This window comes from Microtetraspora malaysiensis, assembly GCF_050947145.1.
Classification (GTDB): domain Bacteria; phylum Actinomycetota; class Actinomycetes; order Streptosporangiales; family Streptosporangiaceae; genus Microtetraspora_A; species Microtetraspora_A malaysiensis.
Window position 1 is genome coordinate 2438365 of record NZ_CP191998.1, and the last position, 17818, is coordinate 2456182.

17 protein-coding genes are annotated in these 17818 nt (G+C 71.2%); 7 read left to right on the top strand and 10 right to left on the bottom strand.

Translation table 11 applies throughout. The features are described from left to right. Positions 1-1260: an MFS transporter gene (locus ACQP1V_RS11800; RefSeq protein WP_433421943.1), complete on the bottom strand. Its 1260-nt coding sequence runs from the start codon at positions 1258-1260 to the stop codon at positions 1-3. A gap of 210 nt (positions 1261-1470) precedes the next feature. On the opposite strand from ACQP1V_RS11800, the gene ACQP1V_RS11805 reads away from it, so the two are divergent. Beyond that, positions 1471-1866 (top strand): YciI family protein, encoded by a 396-nt coding sequence (locus tag ACQP1V_RS11805; RefSeq protein WP_433421946.1) that lies wholly within the window; start codon positions 1471-1473, stop codon positions 1864-1866. Between the two features lie 127 nt (positions 1867-1993). Here the strand turns inward: ACQP1V_RS11805 and ACQP1V_RS11810 are convergent, their stop codons facing one another. The 3 genes from ACQP1V_RS11810 to ACQP1V_RS11820 form a co-directional block, all read right to left on the bottom strand. Then, positions 1994-2695, bottom strand: a complete 702-nt coding sequence (locus ACQP1V_RS11810; protein ID WP_387412528.1) for an HAD family hydrolase — start codon at positions 2693-2695, stop codon at positions 1994-1996. An 87-nt stretch (positions 2696-2782) separates the two neighbouring features. Beyond that, entirely contained in the window at positions 2783-3076 is a 294-nt protein-coding gene (locus ACQP1V_RS11815) for a hypothetical protein (protein ID WP_433421949.1), read from the bottom strand. 81 nt (positions 3077-3157) lie between these two features. Next, entirely contained in the window at positions 3158-4057 is a 900-nt protein-coding gene (locus ACQP1V_RS11820) for a carbohydrate kinase family protein (RefSeq protein WP_433421951.1), read from the bottom strand. Between the two features lie 240 nt (positions 4058-4297). On the opposite strand from ACQP1V_RS11820, the gene ACQP1V_RS11825 reads away from it, so the two are divergent. From ACQP1V_RS11825 to ACQP1V_RS11835, 3 genes are all read left to right on the top strand, one after another. Next, on the top strand, positions 4298-4831 hold the full coding sequence (locus tag ACQP1V_RS11825) for a winged helix-turn-helix domain-containing protein (protein ID WP_433421954.1): 534 nt from the start codon (positions 4298-4300) through the stop codon (positions 4829-4831). A gap of 113 nt (positions 4832-4944) precedes the next feature. Then, entirely contained in the window at positions 4945-8826 is a 3882-nt protein-coding gene (gene hrpA / locus ACQP1V_RS11830) for an ATP-dependent RNA helicase HrpA (protein WP_433421956.1), read from the top strand. 40 nt (positions 8827-8866) lie between these two features. Beyond that, the gene (locus ACQP1V_RS11835; protein WP_433425808.1) at positions 8867-9511 is read left to right on the top strand and encodes an HAD family hydrolase; all 645 of its coding nucleotides are present in this window, start codon (positions 8867-8869) and stop codon (positions 9509-9511) included. A 108-nt stretch (positions 9512-9619) separates the two neighbouring features. On the opposite strand, the gene ACQP1V_RS11840 is transcribed toward ACQP1V_RS11835, so the two are convergent. After that, positions 9620-9925, bottom strand: a complete 306-nt coding sequence (locus tag ACQP1V_RS11840; RefSeq protein WP_433421958.1) for a DUF397 domain-containing protein — start codon at positions 9923-9925, stop codon at positions 9620-9622. After that, positions 9916-10695, bottom strand: coding sequence for a helix-turn-helix domain-containing protein (locus ACQP1V_RS11845; protein WP_387412518.1), 780 nt, complete (start codon positions 10693-10695; stop codon positions 9916-9918). The genes ACQP1V_RS11840 and ACQP1V_RS11845 overlap by 10 nt, the downstream gene beginning before the upstream one ends. A 133-nt stretch (positions 10696-10828) precedes the next feature. Between ACQP1V_RS11845 and ACQP1V_RS11850 the strand changes: the two genes are divergently transcribed. Then, positions 10829-11365 (top strand): ATP-binding protein, encoded by a 537-nt coding sequence (locus ACQP1V_RS11850; protein ID WP_067130982.1) that lies wholly within the window; start codon positions 10829-10831, stop codon positions 11363-11365. Positions 11366-11476: 111 nt separating this feature from the next. Here the strand turns inward: ACQP1V_RS11850 and ACQP1V_RS11855 are convergent, their stop codons facing one another. Continuing rightward, entirely contained in the window at positions 11477-12610 is a 1134-nt protein-coding gene (locus ACQP1V_RS11855) for an FAD-dependent oxidoreductase (RefSeq protein WP_433421961.1), read from the bottom strand. 62 nt (positions 12611-12672) lie between these two features. On the opposite strand from ACQP1V_RS11855, the gene ACQP1V_RS11860 reads away from it, so the two are divergent. After that, positions 12673-13125: a MarR family winged helix-turn-helix transcriptional regulator gene (locus ACQP1V_RS11860; RefSeq protein WP_433421964.1), complete on the top strand. Its 453-nt coding sequence runs from the start codon at positions 12673-12675 to the stop codon at positions 13123-13125. Between the two features lie 78 nt (positions 13126-13203). On the opposite strand, the gene ACQP1V_RS11865 is transcribed toward ACQP1V_RS11860, so the two are convergent. Continuing rightward, positions 13204-14448 carry an SGNH/GDSL hydrolase family protein gene (locus ACQP1V_RS11865; protein ID WP_433421967.1) on the bottom strand — a complete coding sequence of 415 codons (1245 nt, stop codon included), beginning with the start codon at positions 14446-14448 and terminating at the stop codon, positions 13204-13206. A gap of 334 nt (positions 14449-14782) precedes the next feature. Between ACQP1V_RS11865 and ACQP1V_RS11870 the strand changes: the two genes are divergently transcribed. Next, positions 14783-15577: a tyrosine-protein phosphatase gene (locus ACQP1V_RS11870; RefSeq protein ID WP_433421970.1), complete on the top strand. Its 795-nt coding sequence runs from the start codon at positions 14783-14785 to the stop codon at positions 15575-15577. A gap of 110 nt (positions 15578-15687) precedes the next feature. Here ACQP1V_RS11870 and ACQP1V_RS11875 read toward each other — a convergent pair whose 3' ends face one another. Both ACQP1V_RS11875 and ACQP1V_RS11880 read right to left on the bottom strand, forming a co-directional pair. Further along, positions 15688-16764 (bottom strand): Gfo/Idh/MocA family oxidoreductase, encoded by a 1077-nt coding sequence (locus ACQP1V_RS11875; protein ID WP_433421973.1) that lies wholly within the window; start codon positions 16762-16764, stop codon positions 15688-15690. Between the two features lie 56 nt (positions 16765-16820). Beyond that, positions 16821-17729, bottom strand: a complete 909-nt coding sequence (locus ACQP1V_RS11880; RefSeq protein WP_387412508.1) for a proteasome assembly chaperone family protein — start codon at positions 17727-17729, stop codon at positions 16821-16823. Positions 17730-17818: the final 89 nt, after the last annotated feature.

A 17818-nucleotide genomic window follows, 5' to 3' on the forward strand; every position in this document is an offset into this window, starting at 1 on the left:
TCAGGACTCCGTGGCCGGGACAGCCGACCGGTAGGCGCGCCAGATCGTGACGTCGTACCCGATGGCGAGAGCGGCGCCGAGCAGCAGCGGCGCGCCCGCGACGCCGATCGGCCCGGAGAGCATCGCGGTCGCGGCGACGGGGCTCACGGAGACCGCGACGCTGCGGGCGATGCTGGTCATGCTCGCGGCCGCCGTACGCTCGCTCGGCCGTACAGCCACCGCCATGAACGCCTGGCGAGCGGGCACATCGATCTTCGAGAGGCTCTGCCGCATCAGGAGCAGGACGACCGCGGCGCCGAGGCCCGGGGCGAACGCGACGCAGGCGAGGAGCAGGTTGGACGCGAAATGCGGCAGCAGCATCGCGGTGAGCAGCCCGCGGCGTGCGGCCAGCAGGGGCGCGGTGAGCTGCGCGAGCGCGGGCAGCAGGTTCGCGGCGAAGAAGATCAGTCCCAGCTGGGAGGTGGTCGCGCCGAAGCGGTGCGCGAACCACCAGGCGAGGACGGCCTGCACGACGAGACCGCCCGCGAAGGCGTCCACGGCGAACAGACCCACCAGGCGGTGCACCCGGCGCGGCAGCCGCGACATCGGGACCGGGGCGAGGTCCTCCACGTCTCCGTTCTTCGCCGCGTCCCCGCTCGCGGCGACGGCGCCCGCTTCGGCGGCGGGGGAGAGCCCGAGGAACAGCAGCACGGTCGCGGCCGCCAGCACCGCGTACAGCGCGAACGCGGCGTCCCCGGCGGAGACGACGTGCTGCAGTCCCAGCGCGGCCGCGGCCAGTCCGCCGAGCGCCCCCGCCGCGAGCGCGGTCACGTTGTAGACAGTGAAGATCCTGGTGAGCCGGGCGGGTTCGCACATCTGGGCGAGGATCGACTGCTCGACTCCGGAGAAGGGGGTGTTGTCGTTGGTCGACGGCGAGATGGTGCCGACGAACGCGGCCGCGACCAGGGCCGGGTACGACTCGCTGACCGCGAAGACGGCCCCGGCGAGCGCCATCAGGCATCCGCACACGATCAGCGCGCGCCGCCGGCCCCAGCGGTCGGCGAACAGCCCGAGCGCCAGGCTGGACGCCACGGACCCCGCCGACGCGGCGGCGAGCAGCATCCCCGTCTGCCAGGGAGCGTCGCCGTCCTGGGTGAGCATCCCGGCCAGCAGGACGCTCGTGCATCCGTACCCGAAGGTTCGCAGCGCCCTCGCGGCGACGACCAGCCGGGCGTCCCGCGCCATGCGGCGCGACGGCATCCGTTTCGACCACGTAGTCACGGGCCCACGCTGCGGGGCCGCCCACGCCTCTGCCACCCCGACACGCCTGTGCCGCCCTCTGGAACCCCAACTCCGGGAGGTCGGCGGAGCGTCCACGGCAGGGAACCCGGCCGGCCGAGATTTCTTCCGCGAATTCTCCCGAGAATGTCGAGAACGAGGTCGCGTGCTTCGACCTGGGGTGAACTGTCGACAAGCTCAGGGAGCGAGACCATGAAATACATGCTGCTGATGCAGTTCAGCGGGCAGAGCGACGTCCCGCCGATCCACACCTGGCCGGCGGAGGACGTCACGGCGCACATCCAGTTCATGCGCGAGACGGACCGCAAGCTCGTCGAGGACGGCCTGTTCGTCGACGCCCAGGGACTCACGGGCCCCGACCAGGCCCGGATCGTACGGTCCGGCGACGGCGGCCCCGTGATCACCGATGGCCCGTTCCCCGAGACGAAGGAGTTCCTCATCGGGTGGTGGATCATCGACTGCGAGAGCCCGGAGCGGGCGACCGAGGTCGCGGCCTACATCTCGGCCGCGCCCGGCCCCGGCGGCAAGCCGCTCAACATGCCGATCGAGGTGCGCCAGGTGATGGAGGCGCCGCCCGAGGAACTGTGATGCGTGGACGATCCGCGCGCGTCCGGCTCACGAGCCGCCGGACATGCCACGCGGCCGCCGCCCACGGGATCCGCGCCCGCGCCGGCCTGACGATCGTCACCGGCCGGACGGGCGCGGGAACGGGGGGTCAGGAGTTCTGTCGTACGCCGAGCTCGTCGAGGCGGTTGAGCATGTCGGCGGGGTCGGAGTACACCCGGAACGCGCCCGCGCGCTCCAGCTCGTCCCTGCCGTACCCGCCGGACAGCAGGCCGATCCCGAGCGCCCCGGCGCGACGCGCGGCGAGCAGGTCCCAGACGCTGTCCCCGACCACCATCGCCGAGCGGGGGTCGATGTCGAGCACGGCGGCGCCGGCGAGGAAGAGGTCGGGGTCGGGCTTGGCCCGGCGCACCATGTCACGCGTGACCATGGGGGTGTCCTCCGGCAGCCGGAGCATGTCGAGCGCCCGCCGGGCGGTCTTGGCGTACCCGCTGGTCGCGATCGCCCACGGCACCCCGCGCTCGGTGAGCTCGGACAGCAGCTCGATCGCCCCCGGCAGCGGCTTCACCGAGTCCAGCTGCTCGGTGTAGGCGGCGGCGTGCGCGTGCTGGAGGTCGTCGATCTGCTCCTGCGTCAGCGACAGGCCCGTCTCGCGCAGCAGCGCGGTGACGAAGAGGCCGCCGCTCATGCCGATGCGCCGGTGGATGCGCCAGACCGACAGGTCGATGCCTATCCCGGCCAGCGCCGAACGCCAGGCGATCACGTGCTGGTACACGCTGTCGATCAGGGTGCCGTCGAGGTCGAAGAGGAACGCCGGGTTGGTCGGCTCGGGATAGCGAAGGTCAGTGCTCACCTGGACATTCTCGCGGGACGCCGGTGGAGGCCGTCCGCCGGCCTCCACCGGCGTCCGGGTACGGCGGGACCGCGGGCTCGGATCAGTTCACACTCCGGCCCGGGAGGGGGTGCGCATCGCCTGCTGCTGCGTCTCCTGCCATTCGGCCGTATCGCGCCGCTTCATGTCGCGCATCTCCTCCATGCGGAGTGCGACCCCCATGGCGAAGAACGTCGGCGCCCACTCGCCGACGAAGAGGCCCCAGTGGTCCGCCCGGCCCTGGCCCGCGGCCTTGTCGCCCCTCGACAGGAACCAGGACGTGGCGGCGAGGCCGATCGAGGCGAGCCCAGCCGTGTACATCATGCTGGAGCGCAGCCCCATCTTGTGGAGAGTGCGGATCATGTTCCCCCCTGGACGGTGACATCCCTCTTCTGATTACCCTCCGTAATGTTTGACAAACGGTACGCGTGCGTACAAATCGGCCTAGAAGCGGGCGTCGACCTCCGCGCGTGACGGCGGCGCCGCGCCCTCCCGCGTGCAGGTGAGCGCGGCGGTGAGGACCGCGTAGCGCAGCGCGTCCGGGAGCGCCATGCCCCGGTCGGCGGTCGCGTGCAGGAAGGCGCCGGTGAAGGCGTCCCCGGCGCCGACCGTGTCCACCACCCGTACGGGCACGCCGTCCGCCTCCGCGGGGGAGCCGGCGCGGGGCAGCGCGACCGCTCCGGCCGCTCCCCGGGTCACCAGGACGAGGTCGAGGTCGTGCTCGGCGAGCCATGCCCGCGCCGTGTCGAGCGGGGCGCGTTCCGGGTGCAGCCAGCGCAGATCCTCCTCGCTGGCCTTGACCACGTGCGCCGTCCGCAGCCACGCCTCCACCTTCTCCAGGTACGGCTCCCGCCCCGGCAGCGCGGCCGGTCGCACGTTGACGTCGTAGACCACCGTGACCTCGTCCCGGTGGCTCGCGGCCCACGAGCGCAGCACGTCGGCGCCCGGCTGTACGACGGAGGCGACCGAGCCGACGTGCAGGGCCCGGGTGCCGGGCGGCAGCGTCGCGGGCAGCTCGCCGGGGGTCCACTGCCAGTCGGCGGTGCGCTCCAGGTAGAACCGGAAGTCCGCGGAGCCGTGCTCGTCGACGTCCACGACCGCCAGCGTCGCGGGCTCGTCCGCCTCGACGGCGAGGGAGAGGTCCACGCCGCTCTCGGTCAGGTGGTCGCGCAGCCGCCGTCCGAACCCGTCCCGCGACAGCCGGCACAGCAGCCGGGCGGGGGTGCCGAGCCGCGCGACGGCGACCGCCGTGTTGGCCGGGCCGCCGCCCGGGACGGCGCGCCAGGTGTTCTCCGCGCCGGTCGGGACGAGGTCGACGAGGGCCTCGCCGCACACGATGATCACAGTTCCTCCCGCTGGGTGCCGTTCTCGCCTTGAAGTCTGGCAGCGGCGGGCTGTCAACCGCCAATTTCCTAAATACCTACCTGGACACCATAGAAATCCGATGTCATGATGGCTGACATGAGATCACGGCGAGTTCTGACCGAGCGTCGTCACATCGATCTGCTCCGCGTCTGCGCCGCCGCCTGTTGACCCCCGGTCCCACAAGATCCGGCACGTCACCAGGTCCGAAGGAGAAGCGCAATGACCCAGGCGGAGATCATCGACCTCGCCGCCCGCGAGCCGGTCCATGACCGGGCCGGGGCGGACGAGGGCACCGTACTCAGCGTGGTCCCCCTCCCCGGGGCGGAGGCCGCGCTCATCATCGTCGGGCACGTCGTCCCCCTGTCCCAGGCGCCCCAGGTCCGGGATGCGCGCCAGGCGCCGCCCGCGCTCCCCGTGGACGCCGCCGATGCCGACGGGGTCGTCGTGGACCGCACGGCCCGCACCGTGCGGGTGGACGGCGACGACATCGAGCTCACCTACCGCGAGTTCGAGCTGCTCGACTTCCTGTGCTCCGCGCCCGGACGCGTCTACACGCGCCGCCAGATCATGGCCGCCGTGTGGGACAAGTACGGGGACGAGAGCGCCCGCACCGTCGACGTCCACATCCTGCGGCTGCGCAGGAAGCTGGGCCGGTACGCTGGGAAGATCGTGACCGTGCGGAACGTTGGCTACCGGTTCGTCCGCAGTGCCCCCGCGGTTGTGGCCGGGGGTGGGACGGACTCTCCCGCGTAGCGGAATATGAGTCCTTCCGCCCGGCTTGACCTCGTCGGAACCCCCGGGCGCGACCGCTCCGACGGTAATCCGGTGGCGGAGACATACCCGGCCGTACCTATGCTTACGGCGGGATGAAAACTTCGCTCGCCGATCTGCAGGGAAGCCTGCCTGACCTGATGCTGCGCGATCAGCGCAGGCTCCGCCGGCGCATCGACGGCATGCGCAAGATACGGGACGGCAAGGCGCGCCAGGCCGTGGCCGCAGAGATCGCCGCCGACATCGAGGCGGCCGAACTCCGCGTCGCGGCCAGGCGCGAGGCCGTGCCGCCGATCAGCTATCCGCCGCAGCTTCCGGTCAGCCAGCGCAAGGACGACCTGCTGGCGGCCATCAGAGACAACCAGGTCGTGATCGTCGCGGGCGAGACCGGCTCCGGCAAGACCACGCAGATCCCGAAGATCTGCCTGGAGCTGGGCCGCGGCGTCCACGGGCTGATCGGCCACACCCAGCCGCGCCGGATCGCGGCGCGTACGGTGGCCGAGCGCATCGCCGAGGAGCTGTCGATCTCGCTCGGCGACGCCGTCGGCTACAAGGTGCGCTTCACCGACCACTCCAGCGACGGCACGCTGGTCAAGCTGATGACCGACGGCATCCTGCTGGCCGAGATGCAGACCGACCCGATGCTGCTGCGCTACGACACGCTCATCATCGACGAGGCGCACGAACGCAGCCTCAACATCGACTTCATCCTCGGCTATCTCAGGCAGCTCCTGCCCAAGAGGCCCGACCTCAAGGTCATCATCACCTCCGCCACGATCGACCCCGAGCGGTTCGCGCGGCACTTCGCCTCCCCTCAGGGCGACGCGCCGATCGTCGAGGTCTCCGGCCGTACCTATCCGGTCGAGGTGCGCTACCGCCCGATCGAGGAGGACGACGACCAGGCGCAGGCGATCGCCACCGCGGTGGACGAGCTGTGTGCCGAGGGGCCGGGCGACATCCTCGTCTTCCTCAGCGGCGAGCGTGAGATCCGCGACACCGCCGACGCGCTGAAGGGACGCGACGAGGAGGTCCTCCCGCTGTACGCCCGGCTGTCGGCGGCCGAGCAGCACCGCGTGTTCCAGTCGCACCGCGGCCGCCGGATCGTCCTGGCCACCAACGTCGCCGAGACCTCCCTCACCGTCCCCGGCATCAAGTACGTCATCGACCCGGGCGCCGCCCGCATCTCCCGGTACAGCCACCGGCTCAAGGTGCAGCGGCTGCCCATCGAGCCGATCTCGCAGGCGAGCGCCAACCAGCGCAAGGGACGCTGCGGCCGCACCTCCGACGGCATCTGCATCCGGCTGTACTCGGAGGAGGACTTCCTCACCCGGCCCGAGTTCACCGACCCGGAGATCCTCCGTACCAACCTGGCGTCGGTCATCCTCCAGATGACGTCGCTGGGCCTCGGTGACATCGCGGCCTTCCCGTTCGTGGAGCCGCCGGACAGCCGCCAGATCAAGGACGGCGTCAACCTGCTGCACGAGCTCGGCGCGCTGGACGCCAAGGGGCTGACCCCGGTCGGCCGGAAGATCGCGCAGCTTCCCGTGGACCCGCGGCTGGCCCGCATGGTGCTGGAGGCCGACAAGAACGGCTGCGTCCGCGAAGTCATGATCATCACGGCGGCGCTGTCCATCCAGGACCCGCGCGAGCGCCCGGTGGACAAGCAGCAGGCGGCCGACGAGAAGCACCGCAGGTTCGCCGACAAGGAATCCGACTTCGTCACCTACCTCAACCTGTGGAACTACCTCAAGGAGCGGCAGCGCGAGCTGTCCTCCAGCGCGTTCCGCCGGCTGTGCCGCAGCGAGTTCCTCAACTACCTGCGCGTACGCGAGTGGCAGGACATCGACAGCCAGCTCCGCCAGGTGGCCAAGAACCTCGGCGTCGTCGTCAACAGCGTGGACGCTGACCCGCAGCGGGTGCACGTCTCGCTGCTGTCCGGGCTGCTGTCGCACATCGGCGTCAAGGACGTCATGGAGTCGAAGGGCGCGCGCAAGCCGGACGGGCCGCGCCGCCCCATCACCGAGTACATCGGCGCCCGCAACGCCCGCTTCGCGATCTTCCCGGGGTCGGCGCTGGCCAAGGCGCAACCGCAGTGGGTCATGTCCGCCGAACTGGTGGAGACCTCGCGGCTCTGGGCCCGGGTCAACGCCAAGATCGAGCCGGGCTGGATCGAGCCGCTCGCCCAGCACCTCCTCAAGCGCACCTACAGCGAGCCGCACTGGGAGAAGGACCAGGCCGCCGTCGTCGCCCTCGAGAAGGTGACCCTGTACGGCGTGCCGATCGTGACCGAGCGCAAGGTCAACTACGGCCGGATCGACCCCGAGCTGAGCCGCGAGCTGTTCATCAGGCACGCGCTGGTGGAGGGCGACTGGCGCACCCACCACAAGTTCTTCCAGGAGAATCGCAAGCTGCTCCAGGAGGTCGAGCAGCTTGAGGAGAAGGCCCGCCGCCGGGACATCCTGGTCGACGACGAGACGCTGTTCGACTTCTACGACCAGCGGATCCCCGCCGACGTCGTCTCCGGACGCCACTTCGACAGCTGGTGGAAGAAGACGGCTCCCGCCAAGCCCGACCTGCTGACGTTCTCGCCCGAGATGCTGGTCAACGAGAGCGCCGGGGTGAGCGCCCGGGACTACCCGGACGCCTGGCGGCAGCGTGGCCAGCGGATGCGCCTCACCTACCAGTTCGAGCCGGGCACCGACGCCGACGGCGTCACCGTGCACGTCCCGCTCGCCGTGCTCAACCAGGTTGAGGCCACCGGGTTCGACTGGCAGATCCCGGGCCTGCGCGAGGACCTCGTCACCGCGCTGATCCGGTCGCTGCCCAAGCAGCTGCGGCGCAACTTCGTGCCCGCGCCCAACTACGCGAAGGCCGTGCTCGAACGGGTGTCGGCCGCCCAACAGGAAGGCGCTCCGGCCGAGCCGCTGCTCGACGTGCTGGAGCGGGAGCTGCACCGGCTGACCGGCGTGACGATCCCGCGCGACGCCTGGGCGCCGGACCAGGTGCCCGACCACCTGCGCATCACGTACCGGGTGGTCGACGACAGGAAGCACGTGATCGCCGAGGACAAGGACCTCGACGGGCTCAAGCGGCGGCTCGCCCCCCGGCTGCGCGCCACACTGTCGAAGGCGGCCGACGACCTGGAACGCACCGGCCTGCGCGAGTGGACCATCGGCACGCTGCCCCGCCTGTTCGAGCAGGGCCGCATGAAGGCCTATCCCGCGCTCGTGGACGAGAAGGACAGCGTCGCGGTGCGGATGTTCGACACGCCCGCCGAGCAGGAACCCGCGATGTGGGCGGGCACCCGGCGGCTGCTGCTGCTCGGCTCGGTCAGCCCGGCCAAGGCCATCCTGCGCGGGCTGACCATGACGCAGAAGCTGGCGCTCAGCCGCAGCCCGCACGGAGGGGCCGCCGAGCTGTTCGACGATTGCACCGCCTGCGCCGCCGACCGGCTCATCGCCGAGGCCGGCGGCCCTGCCTGGGACGCCGCCGGATTTGGGCGGCTGCACGACCACGTGCGCGCCGGGCTGTACGACACCACCGAGGACGTCGTCGGCAAGGTGGAGCGGGTCCTGGCGACGTGGCACACCGTGCAGAACGCCGTCACCGGCCCGGCCGACGCGGTCGCCGACATCAAGGAGCACCTCGACGGCCTGATCTATCCCGGCTTCGTCACCGCGACCGGGTACGCCCGGCTGCCCGACCTGCACCGCTACCTGCGGGCGGTCGAGCGCCGCCTGCAGAAGCTGCCGGACGACCCGCACCGCGACCGCGAGTGGATGCACCGGGTCCACGACGTCGAGGACGAGTACCGCGACCTGCTCGACCGGCTCAAGCCGGCGGAGCGCGACAGTCCGGCCGTACGCGAGGTCCGCTGGATGATCGAGGAGCTGCGGGTCAGCTTCTTCGCCCAGCAGCTCGGGACCCCGACCCCGGTCTCGGAGAAGCGCATCCGCAAGGCGATGGAGCGGCTGTGACGGGAAAGCGTGAGAGAAATGTGGAGGAGCGGCCGTGAACATCCGGTCACTGGTGTTCGACGTCGGTGAGACCCTGATCGACGAGACGCGCATCTGGTCCCGGTGGGCCGACCGGCTGGGGGTGCCGCGCCTGACGTTCATGGGCGTCCTCGGCGGGATGGCCGCGCTCGACCGCTCGCACGCCGACGCGTTCCAGGTGATCCGCCCCGGCCTCGACCTCGACGCCGAGATCGCGGCGTGGCGCGCGGAGGACCCGGACCGCCTGCGCGAGAACTTCGACGGCGACGACCTCTACCCCGACGTGCGCGACAGCCTCGCCGCGCTCAGGGCCGCCGGATACGAACTGATCATCGCGGGCAATCAGCCGAGCCAGGCGTACGACGCGCTGCTCGCCATGGACCTGCCGGTGGACGCGATCCACACCTCGGCCGCCTGGGAGGTCGAGAAGCCCGCGCCGGAGTTCTTCGCCAAGGTCGCGGCCGTGGCGGGCCGGAGCCCGGAGGAGATCCTCTACGTCGGCGACCGGATCGACAACGACGTCCGGCCGGCGAAGGGGGCGGGCATGCGCGCCGCGCTGCTGCGTCGCGGTCCCTGGGGCTACCTCCACGCGGAGCGTCCGGAGGCGTCCCAGGCCGACCTGGTCGTCGACAGCCTCGCCGACCTGGCCGCCCGCCTCACCACCTGATCTCCGCCGTCCCGCCCGCGGAACATTCCGTACGGCCCACGCCTCCGGCCGGCATGGGAGGGGGATGGCGGCCGGAGGCGGGTGAGTACGGAGGGGGTGGGTGCGGGGTCAGGCGAGGTCGAACTCGTCGGCCTTGACCCCGGCGACGAAGGCGTCCCACTCGGCGGGGGTGAAGAACAGCTTGGGCCCCTCGGGGTCCTTCGAGTCGCGTACCGCGATCAGCCGGTCGTGGTCCATTTTGTGCGCGGCCCCCGCGACGCGACCCAGCCTGTGGGCGGCGTCGCCGACCGCCGCGGCGCCGACGGGATGCGAGGGGCCGGCGGCGACGCCGGTCAGCTCCGCGATCTCGACGCAGTTTCCGCCGTTGTCGCCGGAGAAGCTTGACTTGCGCCAGCGCGTCTTGCTCAGGTCCATCGTTCCTCCACCGTTCTCTCAATGAGCTCAAGGGACATGTTCAGCGGCAACGCCTCTGTGCGTATCGCCTCGAACCGCTCGATCGCTGTGCCGACGTCCTCGTGGTCGCTGGTGGCGATGCCCCGGACGGCGGTCTCCGCATACAGTACGTCGGCTCCGCCGTCGAGGGTCGCGATTACGAAACCTCCCAGCAGGCCGGAGTGCATCCCCTGGGGCACCACCTGAACGCTCAGCCGCGGGCCGGTCACCCCGACCAGATGGCGGAGCTGTTCGCGCATCACTTTCGGACCGCCGATCGGCCGATAGAGCACCGCCTCGTCGATCACACATCTCAGGACCGGCGGCGGGGGGTCCTCGCGGGTGAGGATGAGCTGCCGGTGCAGGCGGGCCGCCACCGCCGTCTCGTCGCCGCGTAACACCACCCGCGCGTACGCCTCGGTCTGGAGCAGGCCGGGGACCAGCAGGGGCTCGTAGGTCCGCAACGCGGTGGCGACCTGCTCCTTGTCGCGCCACTTGCCGAACCAGGAGGGGAAGACCTGGCCCTTGCGCCAGTCGAGCAGGCGGCTCAGCGCGCCTCGGGTGGCGAGGGCCTGGTCGCAGGCCGTGGCGAACTCGGGGCTGGCCGGAAGCTGGCCGGTCTCTACGCCGCTGATCAGGGATTCGCTGAAGTGGATCTTTTCGGCGAGCTGGGCCTGGGTGAGGCTCGCCGCCTGCCGGTAGTGGCGCAGCTCCCTGCCCCATATCGCCTGTGGTGAGTAAGCGTCGACCACGATGCCTCCTTTGTCGGAGTTCAATCGCGTGAACCCGATCCGCAAGAAGCGGCCTTGGTAACGAATCCTTTACAGACAGTAGCGCTCTCTCGGCACGCTGGTTCTGGGAATTCGAGACCCCAGGAGAGCACCGATGAAACAGGCGTTCGGCGGCCGTACGACATCAACCGCTCGCATCGCGTCCACCGGGCGCGCGGGGTCCGCCGCCTACGGCGCGGCCGCCACCCGCGCCACCATCTACGAACGCGCGGGGTACGCCACGGAGCGGCTCGCCCCCGTCCTGGGTGAGAAGTGGATCCCGCGAGACGGGAGGTGCCTGGCGTCCGCCCGCCGGTTCGTCCACGACGTGGCCGTCGACTGGAAGGCGACGTCCGACATTCCGGAACTCGCCGAACTCCTCGTCTCGGAACTCGTCACCAACGCCCTCACCCACGGAGCCGTCGGCGTCCCCGCCACGAGCACCGTGCGCATCTCGGTGAGCCGTGAGCGTGAGTTGCTCGTCGTCGACGTCCACGACCCCTGTCCCGCGCTGCCGCGCCGGTGCCGGGCCCGCGACCTGGACGTCGGCGGCCGGGGCCTCGCCATCGTCGAGACCTTCTCCCACGACTGGGGCTGGACCCTCACCTCGTACGGCAAGTCCGTCTGGTTCCAACTCCTCGCCTGGCCCTAGCCCCACAGCATCGACGCCGTCGCGGAGCGGCGATACGACCTGCGCCGGAAGGCGGCCGCCGCCCACCCGGAAGAGTGTGATCCCCGATGTGGGCGGTGCCTGGGGTCGCGGTCACCCGGATTGCGCGGCGGTCGCGGTGAGGCGGTTGCTGAAGCGGGCGAGCATGGTCGTCTGGGCTGTTTCGGGGATCAGCCGGGCGAGCAGTGGAGGGGTGCGCCAGTTGGCGGGGTTGCGCTTGGCCATCCGGGAAACCAGCGATATGTGCGGATAGCGGGCCTTCTCGTAGGCGCGTAGCCGTACCGCCGGATCGTCGCCGCCCTTGGCGAGTTCCTGCCCGAGCACCCACGCGTCCTCAAGGGTCTGGTTCGCGCCCTGCCCCAAAGTGGGCGGCATGGTGTGGGCGGCGTCGCCGACGAGGGTGATGCGGCCCTCCCCCCACACCTGGCGGACCTTGTTCCAGTGGTGTCCGAAGAACTCGAGGTCGTCCTCGGTGGCGGCGGCGAGCACCTCGGGGACGGGTGACGCCCAATGCCCGAACCGGCGTCTCAGCTCGGCCAGTGGCGCGGCCGGCCGCGGAACGGCGGGCGACCAGCGCGTGTCGAACCACCACTGCAGCAGGCCGTCCCCGGCGGGCATCAGCCCGCACGCGCCCTCCCGCCCGGTGATCATGAGGTGGCGGGTCGTGTCGGTGATGGGGGTCTCGATCGGGCTGAGGCCCTGCCAGGTGCCGAAGGTCGCCGGTCGCACGGCGCCGTCGCCCCACAGGTGGCGCCGTACGGCCGAATGGTGGCCGTCGGCTCCGATGAGCAGGTCTCCAGTCGCCGTCGATCCGTCGGTGAAGGTCACGGTGACGCCGTTCTCGTCCTGGGTCACGCTCCGGCAGGTCATGCCGTAGTGCACGAGGTCGTCCGGCAGGCCGTCGGCCAGGCGTTCCAGCAGGTCACGGCGGGGGATCGCCTGGGTCGGGAAGCCGTACCGGTCGGCTGCGTGGGCGATGTCCATGCTCATGCGCAGCCGGCCGCCGGAGGTCAGCGCGTCGATCCTGTCGATTCGGGCGCCGAGGCCGTCCAGGCCGACGCCGAGATCGTTCAGGACGGCGTTGCCGTTGCTCCAGACGAGCAGCGCCTTTCCGGCCGTCCGCCGGGCCGGCGCCTGCTCGAAGATCCGCACCCGGTGACCGGCGGCCAGCAGGACGCGCGCGACGGCCAGGCCGCCCACTCCGGCGCCGATGACGAGAAGGTCCATATCTTCTCCACTTCGAAGTATCTTCGATTCGAAGATACATTGCTTTGGAGTAGGTTCTGGAGGTGGCCGCCAGACATCCAGAAGAAACGCTCTTCCGCGAGTTCCTGATCGCGATCCTGCTGTACAACGAGGCGGTCGCCGACCGGCTCGGCCTGCAACCCGTCGACGTCGCCGCCACGATCCTGCTGGAGGTACGCGGGCCACTCGCCGTGGGGGCGATCTCCGAGGAGCTCGGGCTGCCGTCCGCCTCGACGACGCGGCTGATCGACAGGCTCGAGAAGGCGGGCTACGTGCGCCGGGTCCGCGGCGAACGTGATCGACGCACGGTCACCGTGGAACTGGTCGAGGGCGGCCTGGACGACTATGACGCCGCCTGCGCGCTGTCCCGGCGGCACCTGGACGCGATCGCCACGCATTACACGCCCGAACAGGCGCCGCTGCTGCTGGACATGTTCTCGCGCGTCGCCGTCGCCTATCGATCGGCCACGAAGGAACTCCGCCAGGATGCGACCTGAGCAGACCGTGGCGCCCCGTGAGGGCGCCACGGTAGGAGGCAGGAGAGAAAGCGGGCCGAGGGGATTTCGGCCGCGCTGTCAGACGAGTTGCGAGAGGCGCACCGTGTACGCGAGCCTGCGGCGGCCGGCGTCGCTGAGGTGGATGTGGTCGCCGTGGTCGTACGGGGCGGCGAGCTGGGCGGGGAATCCGGGGTCGCGCACCGCCTTGTCGAAGTCGATCACGGCGTCGAACGCCTTGTTGGTCCTGATCCAGACGTTGACCTGCTGGCGGATCTCCTCACGCTCCTCCGTCCAGGTCGAGTAGCCGTAGAACGGTGTCAGCGTGCCGCCGAGGATGCGCAGCTTCTTCGCGTGCGCGAGCTTGATCATCTTCTTGTATGCGTCGATCAGCGGCTTCGCCGAGGTGTACTCGCCCCGTGAGATGTCGTTGATGCCTTCGAGAACCACGATCGTGCGGACGCCCGGCTGGGACAGCACGTCCCGCTTGAACCGGCTCAGCGCGCTCGGGCCGACGCCGGGCTGCAGCACCCGGTTCCCCGCGATGCCGACGTTGAGCACGCCCATCCGCTTGGCGGCCGGGACCCGTCCGAACCGTTGGTAGAGGTAGTCGGTCCACCGCCGGTTCGCGTCGCTGCCCTGGCCGGTGCCGTCGGTGATGGAGTCGCCGAGCGCGACGACGGAGCCCGCGCCGCCGCCCGTGGTCACCGCGACGCGGTCCAGGAAGTACCACTGGGTGCTGGTGCCGGTGAACGACTCCGCGGTCTCTTCGGCGGCGTGGTCGCCCGGCGTGGAGAGGTAGGTGGTCGCGTACGCGCGGTCGTGACCGGTGACCTCCTCCACGGCGGTCGGAATGTAGGCGCTGACCACCACGTCCTGGCGGCCCGAGATCTTCTCCTCCAGAGGATCGCTCCAGACCGCCTGGCCGGGCTGCACCGTGATCCACTTGCGGCGCTCGAACGTGAGCGGCCGGTTGGACTTGGTGACGAGCTCCGCGCCGTACGCCTGGAGGCCGAGGTGCACGTTCTTGAACGTGACCGGCTTCCTGCCGAAGACGTTGGACAGGCGGACGCGCAGGCCGGACCCTCCGATGCTGATGCGTGCCACCATGCGGACGGTCTGGCCCCCGATCGTGACGGCGAGCCGGTCGGTGGGGGTCAGCCGGTCGCTCGCGGTGGACCACGTCCCCACCAGTTGCCGGGACTCGGCCCCGGCCGGTGATTGAGGCCGGGACTCGGCCCCGGCCGGTGACGCGGGAAGCACTCCCGCAGTCACCGCAGTCATGACCGCCGCCGCCATGGCCAACCGGTGAACCGGCCGTCGCATCGTCGTCCTCCTGATTTGATCGCACCGTGCGACGGCTTACATTACGGGCATTTGTCACAGTAGGCGCATCAGTCAGCGGCGAATTCGCTGGGAAAATCGGTCCATCGCGCCCCAGCTCCCGGGCCGCTGCTCATGATCGCCAGGTGGGCGCGGGTGCGCCGGTCTCCGTCCTTGCCGGGCCGCCGCGCCGTCCGCTCTGACAAGTTCCGTTATGTACGAGCTTGTCCTGGTACGTGCTCCTGGCAGTCCCGCGCGTACGGAGGACGGCGCCGGGCCACCGAGCATTAACTCGCACCTCATGGTGCCGACGCGTGCGCCGGATAAGGTCGAGGCGATGAACGACAACGAACGCTGGATTGCTCTCGACGGTGCTGTCAACGTAAGAGACCTCGGCGGCCTGCCCACCGCCGACGGAGGGACCACGCGGTTCGGGCGGGTCCTCAGGGGCGACAACCTCCAGGGGCTGACCGATGGGGACCTGGCCCGCCTGGTCGGAGATCTCAAGCTCAGGAGCGTGGTCGACCTGCGCTCCCACGCGGAGGTCCAGCTGGAGGGGCCCGGCCCGCTGACCCGGGTCCCCGAGGTGGGGCACCACCACCTCAGCCTCTTCGCCGAGGTGGGCCGGTTCACCGACGTGGAGGCCGACGTGATCGACGGGGACAGGGTCCTGCCCTGGGGCCGGTCGCCGAAGGTCGACGAGGAGCTGCGGGTCACCGGCTACTACTACGGATATCTGCGCGCCCGGCCCGACTCGATCGTGGCGGCCCTGCGGGTGCTCGCCGGCGACGACGGCATGGCGCTGGTCCACTGCGCCGCGGGCAAGGACCGCACCGGCGTGGTGAGCGCGCTCGCCCTCTCCGTGGCCGGGGTGACCCGGGAGGCGATCATCGCCGACTACGTCGCCACAGGGGAGCGGCTGGACGGCGTCCTCGCCCGCCTGCGCGCCAGCGACACCTACCGCGCGGACCTCGACGGCAAGCCCGCCGACCACCACCTGCCGCGCCCGGAGTACATGGCGCAGTTCCTGCACACCCTCGACCTGCGGTTCGACGGCCCCCTGGGCTGGCTGGAGCGCAACGGCTGGACCGAGCAGGACACCGACGTCCTCCGCTCCCGGCTTCGCGACTGACCGCGCTCGGCGGAGCCTCGCGGCCGTGCGCCCCGGCACGGCCGCGGTCGTCCCGGGAGCCGCCGAGCGGGTTCCGGCGCGACGCCGCCGCCAAGGGGCGTCGGCGCGACCTAAGAGGTGACGGCCGGCAGCGCGACCGTGGACCCGCTCTCCGCGGAGCGGCGCGCCGCCTCCAGGACGGCGAGGGACGCGACGGCGTCGCACGGGTCCACCGGCGGGGGAGCGCCGTCCCGCAGGCACGCCACGACCCCCGCGTAGAACTCCTGGTACGCGCCGGGCTCGGTCGGGACGGCCCGGCTGTCGCCCTCGACGCCGAGCTCTCCCCACCGGTCCGGCGGCTCGACGCCCCAGGCCGGGCCGTCGGCCCGTGCTGTCCCGTCGGGCCGCTCGCCCGCCCGCAGGCACGCCTCCTGGGGGTCCAGGCCCGATTTCACGTACGCGCCGCGCGAGCCCAGCACCCGGAAGCGCGGGCCGAGCCGGCCCGCCACCGCGCTCATCCAGAGATGGGAGCGCGCGCCGCTCACATGGGTCAGCGCGACGAACGCGTCGTCGTCGGAGCGGACCCCGGGACGGCGCGCGTCGGCCTCGGCGTAGACGGCGGAGACCGGGCCGAGGAGCTGGAGCGCCTGATCGACGAGGTGGCTACCGAGGTCGTACAGCACGCCCCCGATCTCGTCCGCGTCGCCCATCTCGCGCCAGCCGCCCTTCGGCACCGGCCGCCAGCGCTCGAACCGGGACTCCAGGCGGTGGATCGCGCCGAGTTCGGGCAGCAGGCGGCGGATCGTCAGGAAGTCGCCGTCCCAGCGCCGGTTCTGGAACACGGTCAGCATCAGGCCGCGCTCGGCGGCCAGCCGGACGAGGTCGCGCGCCTGGGCGGCGGACCCGGCGAGCGGCTTGTCCACCACGACGGGAAGGCCCGCCTCCAGAGCCGCCCGTGCCAGCGGCACGTGCGTGCGGTTGGGAGAGGCGATCACCACCACGTCGCAGCGGCCGGGAAGGTCGTCGGCCGAGGCGAGAACGTCCGCCCCCGGATGCGTCCGCCGTACCCGGGCGGCCCGCTCCGGGTCGCCGGTGACCACCGCGGCCAGCCGGAGGCCGGGCGTGGCGGCGATCAGCGGGGCGTGGAAGAACTCTCCGGCCGTGCCGTACCCGGCGAGGCCGACACGGATCTCAGACTCCTGGGGCATGGTCCAACGATATTGGCCCGCCGCGCGCGACCCGTCCGGCCGCCCGGCCGGGCGGCTCAGCTCTCGGTGTCGTCGCGCTCGGCCAGGAACGCCTCGAACTGGGCGGCCAGCTCGTCGCCGGTCGGCATCGGGAGGTTCTCCGCGAGGAGGTTCTCCCGTTCGGCGCCCGCCTGGAACGCGTCGAACTGCTGCTCCAGACCGCGGATGGCGCCGGCCAGTTCGTCGGAGCCCTCGATCTGCTCCTCGATCTCGGCGTTTGTCTTCTCGGCGGCGGCGCGGAGCGCATCGGTGGGGAAGACCAGGCCGGTGCCCCGGGTGACCGCTTCGAGTGCCACGACCGCCGCCTGGTGGTACTCCGCCTGGGCGAGGTAGTGCGGCACGTGTACGGCGTAGCCGAGCGCGTCGTGGCCCTTGGAGCCGAGACGCAGCTCGACCAGGGCGGCGGCGCTGCCCGGCACCTGGACCTTGCCGAACGGGCTGGGCGTCGTCCCGGAGACCAGCTCGGGACGGCTGGCGTGCGCGGTGAGGCCGAGCGGGCGGGTGTGCGGGACGCCCATCGGGATGCCGTGCACGGTCACCAGCTTGCCGACGCGGAGCTGGGTCACCAGCATGCCGACGGCCTCGGTGAACAGCTCCCACTCACGGTCGGGCTCGGGGCCGGACATGATCAGGAACTGGGTGCCGGTGACATCGGTGGCGAGATAGACGGCCAGTTCGGGGATGTCGTAGTCGACCCAGTGGTCGCCGTCGAAGACCATCGGAGGACGGCGCGAGCGATAGTCGAGCAGCCGGTCGACGTCGAACGTGGCGATCAGGCGGTGCTCCAGTTCGGCGAGCAGGTGTCCGACGGCCAGCCGGCCCGCCGCGCCCGCGTCCACGAAGCCCTCGAAGTGGTAGAGCAGCACCGGATCGGTCAGCTCGGGGGCGTCGCCGTCGAGCCTGTAGAGATCCGTCGGGTCGAGCACCTGATTCCCAGCCTTTCCTCATGAACGTTTCTCTGGTGAACCATCGAAACATCCCATGGATTCCGAGTCGGTGTGGTGGACACTACCCG

Excerpts from the sequence above, each read along its gene's own strand:
- ACQP1V_RS11840 (WP_433421958.1), bottom strand. The coding sequence starts at position 9,925 with ATGGACCTGAGCAAGACGCGCTGGCGCAAGTCAAGCTTCTCCGGCGAC.
- ACQP1V_RS11850 (WP_067130982.1), top strand. The coding sequence starts at position 10,829 with ATGAAACAGGCGTTCGGCGGCCGTACGACATCAACCGCTCGCATCGCG.
- ACQP1V_RS11875 (WP_433421973.1), bottom strand. The coding sequence starts at position 16,764 with ATGCCCCAGGAGTCTGAGATCCGTGTCGGCCTCGCCGGGTACGGCACG.
- hrpA (WP_433421956.1), top strand. The coding sequence starts at position 4,945 with ATGAAAACTTCGCTCGCCGATCTGCAGGGAAGCCTGCCTGACCTGATG.
- ACQP1V_RS11805 (WP_433421946.1), top strand. The coding sequence starts at position 1,471 with ATGAAATACATGCTGCTGATGCAGTTCAGCGGGCAGAGCGACGTCCCG.
- ACQP1V_RS11870 (WP_433421970.1), top strand. The coding sequence starts at position 14,783 with ATGAACGACAACGAACGCTGGATTGCTCTCGACGGTGCTGTCAACGTA.
- ACQP1V_RS11815 (WP_433421949.1), bottom strand. The coding sequence starts at position 3,076 with ATGATCCGCACTCTCCACAAGATGGGGCTGCGCTCCAGCATGATGTAC.
- ACQP1V_RS11865 (WP_433421967.1), bottom strand. The coding sequence starts at position 14,448 with ATGCGACGGCCGGTTCACCGGTTGGCCATGGCGGCGGCGGTCATGACT.
- ACQP1V_RS11825 (WP_433421954.1), top strand. The coding sequence starts at position 4,298 with ATGACCCAGGCGGAGATCATCGACCTCGCCGCCCGCGAGCCGGTCCAT.
- ACQP1V_RS11855 (WP_433421961.1), bottom strand. The coding sequence starts at position 12,610 with ATGGACCTTCTCGTCATCGGCGCCGGAGTGGGCGGCCTGGCCGTCGCG.